This is a genomic window from Nonomuraea candida, assembly GCF_000725485.1.
Lineage (GTDB): Bacteria > Actinomycetota > Actinomycetes > Streptosporangiales > Streptosporangiaceae > Nonomuraea > Nonomuraea candida.
The window spans coordinates 107,296-122,493 of the sequence record NZ_JOAG01000011.1 but is presented as its reverse complement, the minus strand read 5'-3'; the positions used below and the strand labels follow the sequence as shown (position 1 = coordinate 122,493).

The following is a 15,198-nucleotide window of genomic DNA, read 5'->3' as shown; positions in this document are numbered from 1 at the left end:
GTTTTCCGGGCGACCGCTCGCCGTTGAGCGGATCGAGGTCAGCGCGCGCCCTCCTCGGAATCGTGGGCGATCCGTGGAGCGGCGGAGCGGGCGGGCGTGACCCGTGGGGCGACGGGGTCGTCGTGCCCGGCTCGTGGAGCGACGGCCGCGGGGGTGGCCCGCGGCACGCCGTGCTTGATGCCCTGGTTGACGCCGTGATTGGTGACGCCGTGGTTGGTGACGCCGTGATTGGTGACGTGGTTGGTGACGCCGTGGTTGATGACGCTCGCGGCGATGCGGCGTTCGGCCAGGCCCATGTGGGGACGGCCGGCGCCGGCGGAGCCCAGCCGGGCGCCGGCCGAGCCGCGGATCATGGAGCTGGCGTGCACCCAGCGGCGGGTCTCCGCCAGCACCTCCCGCTGCGCGCGGGCGAGGTCCGCGTGCCGCGCGTAGTGCTCGCAGACGGCCCGCGCCAGCACCCGCGCCATGACGAGGTGCTCCTGGCAGGCGGCTGCGACCTTCGCCTCCAGGCCGGTGACCTGGGCGAGGAGCAGTTGCAGGTGCGGCAGGGCCGAGCCGCGCTCGAACCCGTCGAGCTCGGCCAGCCGCCGGGGCCAGCGCAGCCGCCGCTCGATCGCGGCGCACACGCCGGACACGAGCAGCGCGGCGGGCCGGTCGTCGTCCGGGCCGTGGCCGTCGAGCTGCACGGCCCGCTGCGCGGTCGGTTCGAAGTCGGTGAGCCGGCGCAGCCCGCTCTGCAGCAGGCGCACCCGGTTGTGCAGGCACGCCGCGCTCCAGCCCAGCACCAGCAGGCGGTCGGCGTCGGCCTCGCAGTGCCAGCCGACCAGCGCGACCTCGCGGGCCATGCGGTGGTGCAGGACCCATGACTCCTGCGGGCCCACCGGCACCGGGGTGTCGATCCACACCTGCAGACCGCCCGGGGGCAGCTCGGCCACGCCGATGTCCATGCCTTCGGGCGCGACCCTGGTGCAGATGCGTCGTACGACGCGTTGTTGCGCGGCGGTCTCCGGCGCCATGGGCACCGGGCCTGGCAGCACGCGCTCTGGGGCCACTCTCGCCCGCGGCTCGATGCTCATCGGGGCCACCTCCTGACCCGTGCGGTCTGACTCGACCTTCGTAAATTGACACTTAATAGTGCCGTCCCGATCGTCGTAAGACGCGGCTTTCCTGTCAACTGTCACTTAACGTCTAACGCTTGACTCTTCGGCGGACCCGGGCGGGCGGCGGGTGACACCGCGAATTCCCGCAGGTGAATCCCGGGTTACGGGAGGCGGATGATCTAGAGTCCGTACGTGCGGCGGATGGTGAACGACAGGCGAGGAGTGAGCCCGTGCCGGTGCCCAAGACCGTGGTCGCGGCCCTGTCCGTGGCCGTGGGGCTGCCCGCGTACGCCGGCCAGCCGCAGGCAGGAGGCGGTTACTGCGCGCTACCGGATCACTCCCCCGAGTCCGGGGCTTACCTGATCGATACTGCTTCCTCACTAGACTGGATTCATCCCAATCCGCCGCCCGGCGGGCGGGAGCCGACGGCCGCGCAGCGGCTCGACTTCGCCGGCTTCCCCAACGTCTCGGCCCTCGACGTGACCGGCCCGCGCGGCGCTCCCGCCCGCAAGGTGATCGCCACCTTCACCACCAACGTGGACAAGGTCGTCACGCTCACCAGCTCCGCGGCGGTCTCCGACGACGACGGGCGCACGTTCGGCCCGTCCGAGGCCACGCCGCTGCGCGAGTCGCCGGTCGAGCTGCTCGACGGCCGCTTCTTCGCCACCGAGTACTATCCGCGCAGGAGCGGCCCGCACACGGCGCGGCTGGGCGTGCTGACCTCCTCGGCGCTGCAGGACGGCGAGAGCTGGGTGCGCTCGGAGGCCACCCTGACCACGCCGGGCGACCTGCTGCCGGGCGGCGCCGCGCACGGCGCGCCGATCCAGCTCGCCGACGGGACGATCCTGATCACGGTGTACGCGCGTTACCGCGAGACGGGCGCCTACCAGTCCGAGGTGTACGCCAGCCGCGACGGCGGCCGCACCTTCCAGCGGCGCGGGGTGATCGCCGTGCCGGAGGAGGCCGGGTTCGCCTACAACGAGGCGGCGATCGCGCAGGCGGCGGACGGCAGCCTGGTGGCGGTGATGCGGCGCGACGGCGGGCCGTACTCGACGCTGCGCCAGAGCCGCTCCACCGACGGCGGGCGCACCTGGTCGCCGCCGCGCGAGCTGCGTTTCGCCGGGCAGGACTGCGTGGTGCGCGGCGTGGCCCCGAGGCTGCTGCTGATGCCCGGCGGCGTGCTCGTGCTGAGCGCGGGCCGGCCGGACAACTGGCTGGCGGCCTCCCCCGACGGGCTCGGGGAGGAGTGGCTGGAGCCCCGGGTGACGTACCACAACCGCGACGGCGTCTGGGACACGCACGGCTCGTCCGGCTACACCGGGCTGGCCGCCGTCGGGCCGCACCGGCTGATCCAGGTGTTCGACAGCTGCAAGCTGCCGGGGGTGCTGCCGGACGGGCGGCTCGACGAGACGGCGTGCCCGGCGCACGGCCTGTTCGAGGACGGCGGCTGGTACGCGATCAAGCGCCTGCTGTTCGACGTCCGCACCCCCGGCACCCGGCTCGACCTGGCCAGGATGCGCAACCGCGGCACGCTGCGGATCTCCACCACGATGCGGTGGACGAGCCGCGCCCGGCCGCGCACGCGCCCCGGCGGGGCCCTGGACGGCAGCACCGGCTACTGGTCGAGCGCGGTCGGCGCCGGCCGGGGGCGCTACGTGCTGCACCTGGGCCGCGCCCACCGGCTGAGCCGGATCGGCCTCAGCCTGCGCCCGGGGCATCCGGCGAGCGCCCGGGTCTACCTGTCCATGGACGGCCGCTCGTGGGGCGAGCCGGTCGTGACGATCAAGCGCAGGACCGACCACGCCCTGCGCTACGACGACCTCGGCCGCACCGCCAGGCACGTCAAGATCGTCATTCCGCCCGGCGCCGGCTGCGATCCGGAAATAGGCCGGGCGTGCAGCATGCTGAACGAGGTCGAGCTCTATTCCTGAAATGCCCGCCGGGCCGGACCATAAAGTTTTCTCGCGGTTATCGACAATGGTCAGCCAGGGAAAAGGACAGGCGCCCGCGGGGGCCCGCGCGGGCGCCCCGCTCGACGCCTTTCCCGTTCCGAGAGTGAGCCTTACGGGCGGTTCTTCCGGTAGCCGTAGGGCTCGTAGTCGCGATCACCGGCCGGGCCGCTCTCGCGCTCGCCGGCGGTGCCGGTCTCGCCCTTGCGCACTCCCTCCTCGTCGATCTCCAGCCGCTCCTTGCGGATCTGCCCCTCGACGGTCTCCTCGTGGCTGACGTCCTGCTTGCTCACGTGGATGCGCTCGACGGGCCTGGTCTCCTTGCCGACGACGGCCCGCTCCTCGTGCAGGATGATCTCCCGATCGTCCTCGCCTATCTCGTACGTCCCGGTGGCCTCACCCTCACGGATGGGCTGCCGCTCGATCACGACCTCCTCGTGCGACAGCGGGACCCTCTCCGTGACGTTCTCGGTCTCGACGTACTTGTGCAGGCGTACGCGGCCGGTCTCCCTGCTCTCCTTTCCGATGTGCAGTTGCTCTTCCGACCTGGTCATGTCGATGTCGCCGTCTTCGGCGAGCCGGCCCCGCATCTCACCGCCCAGGCCGCGCGGTCCGCCGGCGGCCGGGGTGGGGCGCGTCTGACCGGTCATTCCACCGGCCGTCTCGCCGGTCACGCCGCCGGTCGTCTCGCCGGCCAGGCCGGCCGTCCGGTCCTCGCCGGTCACCGGCCCGCGCGTGCGGGTCTCGCCGCGCTGGCGCGGGATGTCGGTCGGCTGCATGCCGTAGTAGCGGTAGAGGTCGGCCTCCTCGTTCAGCGACAGACGGCCGTCCACGTCGATGTTGGGCGCCCCCTTGATCATCTCCTTGTCGAACGGGACGTGGATCTCCTCGCCCGTGCGGCGGGCGTTGGCCAGAGGCACGAAGGTCTGCTTCATCCCGAAGAACCCCGTGCGTACGGTGACCCACTCCGGCTCCCCCGTACCGTCGTTGAGGTAGACCTGTCCCACCTTTCCGATCGATTGCCCGTCCGACCCGACGACGTGACAGTCGAGCAGGTTACGGATCTCTGTTTGCATGGCCACGACGATCCCCCCATGTGTGTTCTCGTCGATGGTTCAAATGGGACAAATACCCCAAATCGCTATAACGCCACGCAAGAGAAGGGCACGATTGGTGCTAATTCGTGGAACGGCTCAGGGCCCGCCTTCCCGATCTCGCCAGCTTCCCGCCCCCTCCGACGGATTGTCCCGAGCCTCGCGCACCGGGCCGTGCGGCTGACTGGGCGGCTGACTGGGCGGCTGGCTGGGCGCCGGGCCGTGCGCCGAGCCGGCCTCCGCGTACCCGTTCGCCGCGCCGTTCCCCGTGCGGGTGGCGTGCCACAACCGCCACAGGCTCCACGAGGCGGGATGCAGGGCGGGATCGCTGTTGCGGAAGGGGTCGAAGACCAGGTCACGGCCGGGCAGCGGGGTGTGGGCGCGCAGCCGGGCCAGGTAGTGGACGCCCGCCCACAGGTGGAACAGCAGCGGGCCGCGTGCCAGGGCGGCCGGCAGGAGCGCCGGGTCGGCCGGCACCCGCTCGCCCTCGGGCCTGGCCACGATCCGGTGCCTGCGGCGGCCGCACTGGTAGCAGGCCAGGCTGGAGTACGGGCCCGAGGTGAAGGCGCGCCTGGGCACCGGGAACGCGCCGTGCCCGGACGCGAGGAGCAGGTCCACGCCGCTGGGCAGGCGCACGGCCAGGCCGAGCACGCCGGGCAGCCGGCCGGGCAGCGCGGGCACGTCCGGCAGCCGGCCCGGCAGGGGCAGCCCCTTGGACAGGCGCAGCGGCACCTCGTGCTCGCCGTGCTCGCCCAGCAGCGGCGACTCGACGGTGATCGTGCCCCGCACGAGCAGCCCCCGTGACCGCATCATCCGCCCGTCACCCCTCCCGCCACCCGCGCTCTTCAGCGCGCCGGCCCCAGCGGCACGCCGTCAGCCGCCCTGGGCCTGGCGGAGGACGCCCAGGTGTTCCTGGAGGGACTGTTGCGCGGTCTTGGCCAGCGCCTTCACCGTCTGTGACGAGCCGTGGGAGACCTCTACCTTGGTGGCGGCCAGCGCCTCCGTGTGCGCTTTCACCATGCCCGACAGGAAGTCCTGGTCGAAGTCCTGGCCCGTGGAGCTGCGCAGCCGGGCCACCTCGGCCCGCTGGTGGGCGGACGGGGACGTGGGGAGCTCCACGCCGAGCTGCGTGGCCGCCTGGGTGACCTTGACGTCCAGCCGGGTGTGGTCCTTGACGAGCATCTCGCCGATGGACTTGATCCGCTTCGTGGTGCCCTTGCCCTGCGCGAGCCGCCCGGCCTGCACCTCGGCCAGGTTGCCCTGGTGGATGGTCCGCATCCAGGCCTTGTCCTGCTCGGACGGCTGCGTGTCCGTCTGTACGGCCACCGCCGCCTCCTGCGGCGCCACGTCACCGGCACAGCCGGGAAGGGCCGCCAGGGCCACGACTGTCAGCGACAGGGACAGACGAGTGCGCATGAGGTTTCCTCTGACATGGTGATACGTGTCTCCGCTACAGACAGTAACCGCCGGTCGGGCGCCACCCCCGCATTCGGGACACCCGGGCGCGTCCTCAGGCGGCCGCGCTCCACACGCGGGCCCGTGGTGCTCAGGAGGGGCCGCGCTCCTGACGCGGGCCCGTGGTGCTCGGGCGGGGGCGCGTCCTCCTCAGGCGGGGCCGCGGTAGCCGGGAGGCGGGCCGTCGCCCTCGTAGGCGGGCACGTCACCGTCCGTGAGGAACGCGCGCAGCACGCCGAGATGGGCGTTGCCGTGGCCGGAGGCGGTGGCGCCGTCCCCGACGTAGGCGAGGCGGGCCTCGGGCAGCGCGCGCCGGTATTCGCCGGCCGCCGACCAGCTCTGCGTGTCACAGGCGCCCTTGACGATCAGCACCGGCGCCGTCACCCGCGCCAGGTCGGACCGCAACGACCCGGGCACCGGCCGCCCGGCCAGGGCGACATATCCCCCGTGTCCGGGCGTGCCCGCCTGCCCGGGGCGTTCGAGGCACGGATCCGCCGGGCGGCGGCGCAGCGTGAGCGTCAGATGCGCGTCCAGCCCCCGGTCACCGGCGAAGGCGTGCGCGGCCCGCGGATCCACCTGGAGCAGGGTGGAGACGGCCAGCGTACGGGGGTCGGGCCACCTCCCGGGCCCGAGCGGGAACGCGGCGGCCACGGACCGGTCCGCCGCGCGCCCCGGGGCCAGGCCCGCCGGGGACAGCAGGACCGCCCTGGACACCCGGTCCGGATGGTCCGCCAGGTACGCGGCCGCGAGCCGGGCCCCGTGGTCCCTGGCGACGAGGTTCAGCCGTTCGGCGCGTACGGCCCGGCGGATGGCCTCCAGGTCGGCCACGTCCCGGTCCAGGCCGTACCCGGCGGGGTCGGCCAGCCGGGCCGAGCGGCCGGCGCCGAGCTGGTCGTAGACGTAGACCTGGAAGCCCGCGGCCGCCAGGCGGCCGAAGAAGGCCGCGTCCCCCGCCAGGTCGCCGACGCCGGGGCCACCGTGCAGGAACACCACCGGCTCCGGCCGGGTGACCCGCTTCGGCGCGACCCGCACGTACGCCAGCCGCGACCCCGTCGGCAGCCGCCACTCCCGCTGCCCGGCCACCTCGGCGGGCACGCCCGCCCCCGGCCCTTGCGCGGAGCCCGGCCCGGGGCCCTGGGTCGTGGAGCCCGGCGTGGAGGTCAGGGTGGCCGAGGAGACCTGCCAGACGACCATGCCCTCCACCGCCAGCACGGCCCCCGCCCGTAACCGGCGCCCCCACGCCGGGCGCGGCCTGGGCACGCAGAGCAGCAGCCCGAGAAGGAACACCCAGGCGAACACCGCCAGCCCCGCCACCGCGAACGCCACCGGCTCCCCGGCCACCATCGCCGTCCCGGCCAGCGCGGCCAGGCCCGCGACCGGCGACAGCGCCAGCACCGCGACACCCGTCAGCGCCCGCCCGGCCACACCGGCGAAAGAAGCCACAAAAGGGACGGTAGCCCACACCTCCGACCCGCTTCAGGAAAGTCGGCAACCCGGTCCGCCCAAGCCGGCGGCCCTGTCATGACGTCAGGCGGGGCCGGGCGGCAGCCGGGCCCGGCCAAGAACGCGGGGCCGGCAAGGGTCAGGGGAGGGCACGGGTCAGGGGAGGGCACGGGTCAGGGGAGGGCACGGCCGAGGCGGAGGCGGAGGCGGTCGCCGTGCCGGACGGACTCGCGTACCGTCCAGATGCGCTCGTCGATGACCGTGCCCCTGGCCGTCATGTAGCCGCCCAGCCTGAGCACCGGGCGGCCGGTGTCGTCACGGAGCAGCTGCGCCCGCGACTCGGACTCGTCGCCGAACTGCACGAGGAAGTCGTCGGCGCCCGCCGGGGCGTCGAGGATCAGACCGGGATAGAGGTGGGAGTAGGGGACCTCGATAACATGCACCGTCACGGGTCAGCGTCTACCCAGATATCCCGCTTTCAGCAGAATCAGCACGTGGGATAGCGCTTTCCGGCGCCCTGGGGTGAAAATGACAACAACCTTTTCTACAAGCTGGAGTGCCACTGTGCCACTGTTCGACCTCCCGCTGGAGCAACTGCGCAGCTACCTGCCCGAGCGCGACGAGCCCGCCGACTTCGACGCCTTCTGGTCCACGACCCTGGCCGAGGCGCGCGAGTTCGACCTGGCCGCCGAGTACGTCCCCTACGACCTGCCCCTCAAGGGCGTCGAGGTGTACGACGCGTCGTTCGCCGGCTGGGGCGGTCACCGCATCAACGGCTGGTTCCTGCTCCCCGCCGGCGCGGAGGGACCGCTGCCGTGCGTGATGCAGTACATCGGCTACAGCGGCGGTCGCGGCTTCCCCAAGGACCACCTGATGTGGCCGGTCGCGGGGTACGCGGTGTTCGTCATGGAGACGCGCGGGCACGGCGGCGCGAACGTGGGCAGCCCCGGCTCCACCGGCGACCCCCACGGCAGCTCCGGCCCGCAGGCGCCCGGCATGATGACCCGGGGCATCCTCGACCCGGCCGACTACTACTACCGGCGGGTGTTCACCGACGCCGTGCGGGCGGTGGACGCGGCCGCCGCGCACCCGGCGGTGGACGCGGCGCGCATCGTGGTCTCGGGCGGCAGCCAGGGCGGCGCCATCGCGCAGGCCACGGCCGCGCTGCACCCAGGGGTCAGGGCGGCGCTGATCGACGTGCCGTTCCTGTCCCACTTCCGGCGGGCGGTGGAGATCACGGGGCGGGACCCGTACCAGGAGCTGGTCCGGTTCCTCGCCACCCGGCGCGACAGCGCCGAGCAGGTCTTCCGCACGCTGGCCTACTTCGACGGCCTCAACTTCGCGGCGCGGGGCACGGTGCCGGCGTTGTACTCGGTGGCGCTGATGGACGACGTCTGCCCGCCGTCCACGGTGTTCGCCGCCTACAACCACTGGCAGGGCCCCAAGGAGATCACGGTGTGGCCCTGGAACAACCACGAGGGCGGCGGCGGCTACCAGTCGGAGGAGCAGGTCCGCTACCTGCACAAGCTGCTGTCAGAGGACGACTAGGGACTTGCCGTTCCCGGCCGGAGACGCCCGGGGGACGATGGCGGCGTGCCCGCCGCGCCGCGGCGCTCCGAGGGGCCGCGGCGCGGCCGGGCAACGGCCCGTACCGCTTCGCGCAGCGGTCAGGCGGTCTGCTCGGTGACCAGGAAGGACACGCTCCCCTGGGCATCGGCTCCGGCGTCGAGCGACTTGTCGTCCAGCACCGTCGCGGCCACCGGGTCGAGGTAGACGCGGGCCCCTTCGGTCTCGACCACCGCGTCCGCGGGTTCGGGCGCGGTGGCCAGCGTCAGGGTGAGCGAGCTCGCGCTCTCCCCCCGGGACGAGATGCGGATCCCGCTCTGGGAAGGCTCGGGCGCGCCCGCGGTCAGGTCACGGATCGCCTGGGCGGCGTTGGCTGTCAGGGTGAGCACTACGGCTCCTCCTCACGTTCGACGTTCAGAAGCTGCCTGCCCTTCCCTCAGCTTTCCGCCTCAACCCTCCTTGGCTGTTCTTTTGCCGAAGATTCCCGCCGGCTCCCGCACGCCGCCCGCGCCCCCGCCCGGCCCGTGGACAATGGCCGCATGGACTACGCGGAGCAGAGGCAGGCCATGGTGGCGCAGCTCAGGGCGCGTCAACCCGTCGGCGACCGGGTGGCCGAGGCCATGCTCGCGGTGCCCCGTCACCTGTTCGTGCCGGAGGTATGCCCGGAGGACGCCTACCGCGACGAGCCCATCGTCACCAAACGCGACGCGGGCGGCACGCCGATCAGCTCCTCCTCGCAACCGGCCATCATGGCGACCATGCTCGGCCAGCTCGGCGTGGAGCCGGGGCACCGGGTGCTGGAGATCGGCGCCGGCACCGGCTACAACGCGGCCCTGCTCGCCCGCCTGGCCGGGCCCGGCGGGCAGGTGGTCAGCGTGGACATCGACGCCGACACCGCCCGGCAGGCCAGGGCCCACCTGGACGCGGCCGGGGCGGCGGGGGTCGAGGTGCTCTGCCGCGACGGGGCCGGGGGCTGCGCGGAGCGGGCCCCGTACGACCGGCTGATCGCCACCGTGGGCGTGTGGGACCTGTCGCCCGCCTGGCTTGCCCAGCTCCGCCCGGACGGACGGCTGGTGGTGCCGCTCGACCTGCGCGGCGTGCAGGTGTCGGTGTCCATGGAACGGTCACACGACCCCGGCGAGGAGGCCGGCGGGCGGCCCGGCGAGCGGCCCGGCGGGGAGCACTGGGTCAGCCGGTCGGTGGCGCCGTGCGGGTTCATGCGGATGCGCGGCCCGCTCGCCGGGACCGAGGTCGTCACCGTGGTGCGGCGCGATCCCGAGGTGGTGCTGGCCCTGCCCGAGCCGCGCGAGGTCGGCGACGTCCTGTCGGCGCTGGCCGCCGTGCCCACCGAGATCACGGTGAAGGCGGAGGAGCAGGCCTCGCCGTTCGTGGCCGGGATGGGCGTGGCGCTGTGGCTGGCGCTGCACGAGCCTCACTGGTGCGCCGTCACCGGCGACCTGGGCGGCGGCCCCGGGTACGTTCCCGGCCTGGTCGAGGCGGACGGCATCGCGCTGCTCGGGATGGAGGGCGCCCTGGTCGCCCGCGGCCACGGCGCCGGCGGGGCCCGGCTGGCGGCCCGGCTGGCCGCGCACGTCAGGGCCTGGGACACGGCGGGCCGCCCCCAGGCCGGCGACCTGCGCATCGACGCCTACCAGGGCCGCTCCCCCGGCGGGGCGGCGGGCGGCGGGACTGTGGGCGGCGGGGCGGTGGTCATCGAGAAGCGGCACACCACGCTGGTGGCACGCTTCAGGTGACGATCCACTCGCCGTCGCGGATGAGGTCGCGGCCGGCCAGTTCGTTCGACTCCCGCCAGGCCTGCAGCCGCCGTGGCGTGAGGTGGAAGTAGTGGTACGCCTCGGCCTCCTTGCGCGGGTCGAAGCCCGACTTCTCGGCGAACGCGTCGGCCACCTCGCCCGAGATCTCGGTCGCGGGCGTGGCCCTTGCGGTGCCCTCGATGAGCACGACGTCGCGCACCAGCCCGATCGCCACCCGCGCCCGCCCGTTGGCCAGCAGGTTGCGCGCGGTCGGGCTGGCGCTGGCGGTGGCGAGGACCAGCGCGGCGCCGTCCCACAGGAACGACAGCGGCACCATGTACGGCTCTCCGCCCTCCCCCGCGGTGGCCACCCAGGCGTCCACGTCGTGCTCCAGGCGGTGCAGCGTGTCCCGTCTGCGCTGCTCGGGGGTGCGCGGGGTGGGCTGGGGCATCAGTCTTCGCTCTCTTCCGTGATGACAAGGATGTGATCCCGACATTATCGGGCAGGCCGGGCGGCGGGGGCGAGCCGCCCGGCGGCGGCCTGAGGGTCGGGTGGGGGGTGGGCCGCAGGGGCCGGCCTAGCGGTCGGGTGGCGGGGGCGGGCCGCAGGAGCCGGCCTCGGTGTTCGCCACCTTCCAGTCCGCCCCCGGGAACGGGCTCATGAAGTGCGTGAGCAGGTCCACCGCGTAGTCCGGCACCTGGCCGCCCGGGTCCAGCAGGGACACCATCTGCGGCCCGTCGGCCCCGCGCAGCGTGATGGAGTCGCGGGCGCCGCGCGCGGCGAAGCCGGGCCTGGCGTCCACGGTCACGCAGGCCAGGCTGATCCCGGCGGCCTTGATCTGCTGTTTCGCCCCGATCCGCCGCATCCGCTGGTCGTAGCGGCGCGGCGCGAGCGCGTCGGTGGGCCCGATCCGCACCGACTCGCGGAAGACGTCGTCGCCGACCTCCCGGCTCAGCCGGACGTCGAGGCTGACGTCCGGCCGCAGGTCCACGCCCTTGGCGGCGATCCTGAGGCTGCCGTAATCGCCCTCGAAGCCGGGGGCGAGGTACCCGAGCGCCGGGGGCGCCTTCAGCCCGAAGGGCACCTTGCCTGGCCTGACGCGCAGCGACGACACGCGGGCGGCGGTGAGCGAGAGGCGCTCGACGGCGCTCCTGCCGAGCCCGAAGTGGCCGCCGACGTGGTAGGTGAGGAACCCGCCCGTGTACGGGACCTCCTTGCCCACCGCGATCGCCTGCCGGGGCACGGCGTCCACCCGCAGCCCGGCGCGCAGCGCGACGCGCCCCGTGGGCACCGGCCGGGAGAGCAGGTCGAGCGACTGGTCGGGGTTGAGCCGGACGGTGGTGTCGGGGGCCAAGTCCTCGACCGCGAGCGACACGTCCCCGAGCCGCCCCGACGGGTCCACCAGGCCGCCCTCCACGCCGAGCCGGCCGTCGAGCGTGCCGGCCCCGCCCTCCGCCCGGTACGTGACGGCCGGCACGCTCAGCCCGGCGGCCGAGGCGTCGGCGTCCACCCCGAAGACGGCGGGCACGTCGGAGAAGCGCAGCTCGCCGGTGCCCTTCCCGGGCACGGTGACGGTGGCGGTCAGGCGTTCGACGGGCGCGGAGTTGCGCACCCTGACGCGGGTCCTGGCCCCGTACGTGCCGTGGACGGACACCGCGGCGGGGACCGGGTCGATGGCGACGTGGCCGCGCAGCCCGGCCGCCTCCGCCCGCACGTCGAGCGCGCCCAGCGTGGCGGGCGGCTCGATCCGGTACGCGGCCCGCACCGCGTTCCCCGCGCCCACCTCGAACGGCCCCAGCGACATGCCGGTGATCTCGGCGGGCAGGCCGGTCAGCGTGGCCCTGGCCTTGATGGGGACGGGTGACAGGACGCCGCTGGACAGGTACACCGCCAGGCCGCGCCGCTTGGGGCGGAACCCGGAGAAGGCGAACGTCCGGCCCGCCAGGTCGACCGTCACGCGGTCGGGCAGGCCGGTCACGTCCAGGTGGCCCTGCAGCCCGTAGCAGCCGCGCGGCGCGCAGAAGGCCCCCTGGCCGCAGCCGGGCGTCCCGGCGGGGCAGGCGCCGTCCACGAGCGAGACCCCGCCGGGCAGCGCGGGCGCGGCCCGCATGCGGTCGAGGGCGGCGGCCTTGCCGAGCCAGGCGCGGGCCCGCACGTCCAGCCGGGAGCCCTCGTAGGTGAGTTTGCCGCCGTCGGCGGTGACGGCCAGCCTGCCGGGGACGGGCCCGACCGTGCCGAGCAGGCCGAAGCGGGTGTCGCCCCGGGTGACGTCGGCGTCCACGGCGAGGGTCTGCCGGGCCGAGCGGAAGCCGGCGGCGAAGCCCTGCCCCGACGGGGCGAACTCGACTCTTGAGAGCCCGTTGACCAGGACACTGCCGTCCAGGTCGCCGCTGGCCTGGTCGTAGTGGGCCGCCAGGTGCGGCCCGGCGGGCGAGGTGGCGCGGTCGTGGTTGGTGAACGCCAGCGCGGCCGTCCCGACCGGCCCCGACAGGCCCCGGAAGCGGTACGCGGCCGCGTCCCAGGAGGCGTCGAAGCGGGCCGGCACGCCCGTCACCTCGGCGGCGGCCCTGGCGTAGCGGCCGCCGAGTCTGACCCTGGCCAGCGCCGTCACCTTCGCCACCGGCCCGTCCGCGTTCCAGGTCAGGCTCCTGGCCCTGGTGTCGGCGACCAGCTCGGCCCGCCTGCGCACGCCCGTGACGGTGGCGCGGACGTCCTCGCCGGTCGCCGTCGTGACGTGCGCTTTATTGGCATAAATCCGCACTTCCTGGAGCTTGGCGGAGGTCGCGACCTTGACCGTCGAGCGCTCGCCCAGCTCCCACGACGCCGCCACGTCGTCACGCACGCCGCGCACGGCAGCCTCCACGGTGGGGCCGGACCTGACGTTCGCGTACGCGGCGCGCAGCTCGTCGATCGTCCCGTCGGCCCGGTAGGACGCCCGCCTGGCGGCGGGGTCGAGCGTGACGTCCACGGTGGCGGGCGTGTTGGAGATCTCCAGGCGGGCCAGGTGGGTGCGGTCGATGCCGGCCGCACCCACGAACGGCCGCCCGCCCCCCGCCGTCTCCAGGTGGACGCGCGGCGCGGCCCCGTACGTGACGTCGAACCCCGACAACCCCGACAGCAGCCCCGACACCCCGACCGCGGCGCCGTCCTTGATCATGGTGACGTGGCCGCCGCGCGGGCTGGAGACGGCGCCCTCGCCGCGCTGCAGCACCACGGCGAACCTGCCGATGGGCGAGCTGGTCGTGTGCGTGACGCGATGCGCGGCCGGGTCGCTGACCAGGCGCATCCTGGCGGGCACGTCGCTCAGCTCGGCCTTGAGCACCGTCTTGCCCGCGCCCCGGTCGTAGTGGCGCAGCCGGGCGGCCCCGGCCCGCGCACCGCCCGCACCGCCCGCGCCGGCCGTCACCGACAGCGTCTGCCTGCCCTTGGCGGAGCCGTACGCGGCGGTGAAGGACGGCGGCACGCGCTCCAGCTCGGCCTCGGTCACCCGGGACAGCCGCCCGTCCCGGTAGTGCAGGTCGTGCAGGCGGGCGCGGGCGATCGTGGACGGGGCGGCGAAGCGCAGCCGGCCGCCCGACAGGCGCACCTCGGCGCGGGCGGGCATGCGGTCGAGCACGGCCTTGGTGAAGCGGCCGCCGGTGACGGCCACCGCCTCCAGCCGGGCGGGGGCGGAGGCGGTGAGCTCCAGGGCGGGATCGTCGAGGGTGGCGTTCACGGTGAGCCGGGCGGTGGCGGGCGTCTGGCGCAGGCTCACGGCGGCGCGCCCGGTCAGCCCGGCCACCACGGCGGCGCTCCGCCCCGGCTCCTTTCGTTCGACGACGGCCTCGACCCGCCTGCCCGCCAGGTCCACGGTGAACGTGCCCCGGTCGGAGGCCGACAACGACGAGCCGCGGCGCAGGCCGTCGAAGCCGACCGACACCCTGCCGTCGTACTCGGCCCAGACCTGGGCCTTGAGGTTCTCGCGCGCCAGCCTCCTGACGGCGAACGTGACGCCGACCGCACCGCGTCCCGGGGCGGCGGCGGGCAGCAGGCCGGCGGCCAGGTCGGGCCGCCCGTCGCCGGTCACGTCGGCCGCCGCCGGCACGCCGACCGGCCGGGCCGCCGAGCAGGAGACCGGCACGGCCGCGCTCGCCACGCACAGCCGGTACGTCAGCCCGGGCACGGCCTTCCCGAGCCCGCCGGCCGTCCTGCCCAGCCCTTCGGCCGCCTTCCCGAGCCCCTCTGCCGTCTTGCCGAGCCCTTCGGACGCTTTGCCCAGCCCTTCGGTCACCTTCCCGAGCCCGCTGGGCGCCTTCCCGGCCGTGGCCGGCGGCTTGATCAGGGTCAGCGGTGCGGCCCGCGCGGTGTCCGGCAGCACGTCGCGCACGTCGGGCGCCCGCCTGCCGAACCCCTCCGCCTCCTGGACGTCCGCCGCGCCCGCGGTCAGCTCGTCGATCAGGCCCGGCCCGGCGGGCGTGGTGACCTCGGGCGCGCCGGGACCGACCCGCTCGTTCCCGGCGGGCCGGAGCGCGAGCGAGGCCCGCCGCGCGACGCTCACCGTGGCGGGCGGCGGCTCGTCGAGCGCGGGCACCGGCCGCACCCGTGCGCCCGCCGCCTGCGCGAGCCCTTGGGCGGGCGCTTGGGCGAGCCCTTGGGCGGGCGCTGCCTGGAGTGGTGTGCGGGCGGGCGTTGCGGGCCGGGTCAGCGCCCCGGGCGGCAGGGGCTGCGCTCCGGCAGCGGGCGGCAGGGCCACGAGGGCCGCGCCGGCGATGGACGTCGAAGCGAGCACGCGCAGGAGGGCGTGCGGCATGAAGCGATCTCCCCCGGACCTATCTATTTCATCCCATCAGAAACATAG

The 15,198-nt window shown here is 74.6% G+C and carries 12 protein-coding genes; 3 read left to right on the top strand and 9 right to left on the bottom strand.

The annotated features are described in order from the left end of the window. Positions 1–38: 38 nt before the first annotated feature. Positions 39–1,076 (bottom strand): hypothetical protein, encoded by a 1,038-nt coding sequence (locus IO39_RS11590; protein ID WP_157548205.1) that lies wholly within the window; start codon positions 1,074–1,076, stop codon positions 39–41. Positions 1,077–1,330: 254 nt separating this feature from the next. Here IO39_RS11590 and IO39_RS11585 point away from each other — a divergent pair, with 254 nt between their 5' ends. Continuing rightward, on the top strand, positions 1,331–3,031 hold the full coding sequence (locus tag IO39_RS11585; RefSeq protein WP_043620128.1) for an exo-alpha-sialidase: 1,701 nt from the start codon (positions 1,331–1,333) through the stop codon (positions 3,029–3,031). Positions 3,032–3,162: 131 nt separating this feature from the next. Here the strand turns inward: IO39_RS11585 and IO39_RS11580 are convergent, their stop codons facing one another. The 5 genes from IO39_RS11580 to IO39_RS11560 all read right to left on the bottom strand — a co-directional run bounded on the left by IO39_RS11580 (position 3,163) and on the right by IO39_RS11560 (position 7,490). Beyond that, positions 3,163–4,125, bottom strand: coding sequence for a DUF2382 domain-containing protein (locus tag IO39_RS11580; protein ID WP_063765255.1), 963 nt, complete (start codon positions 4,123–4,125; stop codon positions 3,163–3,165). Positions 4,126–4,242: 117 nt separating this feature from the next. Beyond that, positions 4,243–4,956 (bottom strand): hypothetical protein, encoded by a 714-nt coding sequence (locus IO39_RS50500; RefSeq protein WP_052422763.1) that lies wholly within the window; start codon positions 4,954–4,956, stop codon positions 4,243–4,245. A gap of 60 nt (positions 4,957–5,016) precedes the next feature. Beyond that, on the bottom strand, positions 5,017–5,559 hold the full coding sequence (locus IO39_RS11570; protein ID WP_052422762.1) for a DUF4142 domain-containing protein: 543 nt from the start codon (positions 5,557–5,559) through the stop codon (positions 5,017–5,019). A gap of 189 nt (positions 5,560–5,748) precedes the next feature. Continuing rightward, the gene (locus tag IO39_RS50495) at positions 5,749–7,041 is read right to left on the bottom strand and encodes an alpha/beta fold hydrolase (RefSeq protein WP_157548201.1); all 1,293 of its coding nucleotides are present in this window, start codon (positions 7,039–7,041) and stop codon (positions 5,749–5,751) included. Positions 7,042–7,214: 173 nt separating this feature from the next. Then, positions 7,215–7,490, bottom strand: coding sequence for a hypothetical protein (locus tag IO39_RS11560; RefSeq protein ID WP_052422760.1), 276 nt, complete (start codon positions 7,488–7,490; stop codon positions 7,215–7,217). A 115-nt stretch (positions 7,491–7,605) separates the two neighbouring features. Between IO39_RS11560 and IO39_RS11555 the strand changes: the two genes are divergently transcribed. Continuing rightward, a complete protein-coding gene (locus IO39_RS11555) occupies positions 7,606–8,589 on the top strand; it encodes an acetylxylan esterase (protein WP_043620126.1) in 984 nt (327 codons plus the stop codon). A 119-nt stretch (positions 8,590–8,708) separates the two neighbouring features. Here the strand turns inward: IO39_RS11555 and IO39_RS11550 are convergent, their stop codons facing one another. Beyond that, positions 8,709–8,996 (bottom strand): HesB/IscA family protein, encoded by a 288-nt coding sequence (locus IO39_RS11550; protein ID WP_043620124.1) that lies wholly within the window; start codon positions 8,994–8,996, stop codon positions 8,709–8,711. Between the two features lie 150 nt (positions 8,997–9,146). Between IO39_RS11550 and IO39_RS50490 the strand changes: the two genes are divergently transcribed. Continuing rightward, positions 9,147–10,361, top strand: a complete 1,215-nt coding sequence (locus IO39_RS50490) for a methyltransferase domain-containing protein (RefSeq protein ID WP_052422759.1) — start codon at positions 9,147–9,149, stop codon at positions 10,359–10,361. Here the strand turns inward: IO39_RS50490 and IO39_RS11540 are convergent. Together IO39_RS11540 and IO39_RS11535 are read right to left on the bottom strand one after the other, a co-directional pair. Beyond that, entirely contained in the window at positions 10,354–10,812 is a 459-nt protein-coding gene (locus tag IO39_RS11540) for a pyridoxamine 5'-phosphate oxidase family protein (protein WP_043620122.1), read from the bottom strand. The two genes, IO39_RS50490 and IO39_RS11540, sit on opposite strands and share 8 nt — an antisense overlap. A 126-nt stretch (positions 10,813–10,938) precedes the next feature. Further along, positions 10,939–15,150: a hypothetical protein gene (locus IO39_RS11535; protein ID WP_157548199.1), complete on the bottom strand. Its 4,212-nt coding sequence runs from the start codon at positions 15,148–15,150 to the stop codon at positions 10,939–10,941. Positions 15,151–15,198 lie beyond the last annotated feature (48 nt).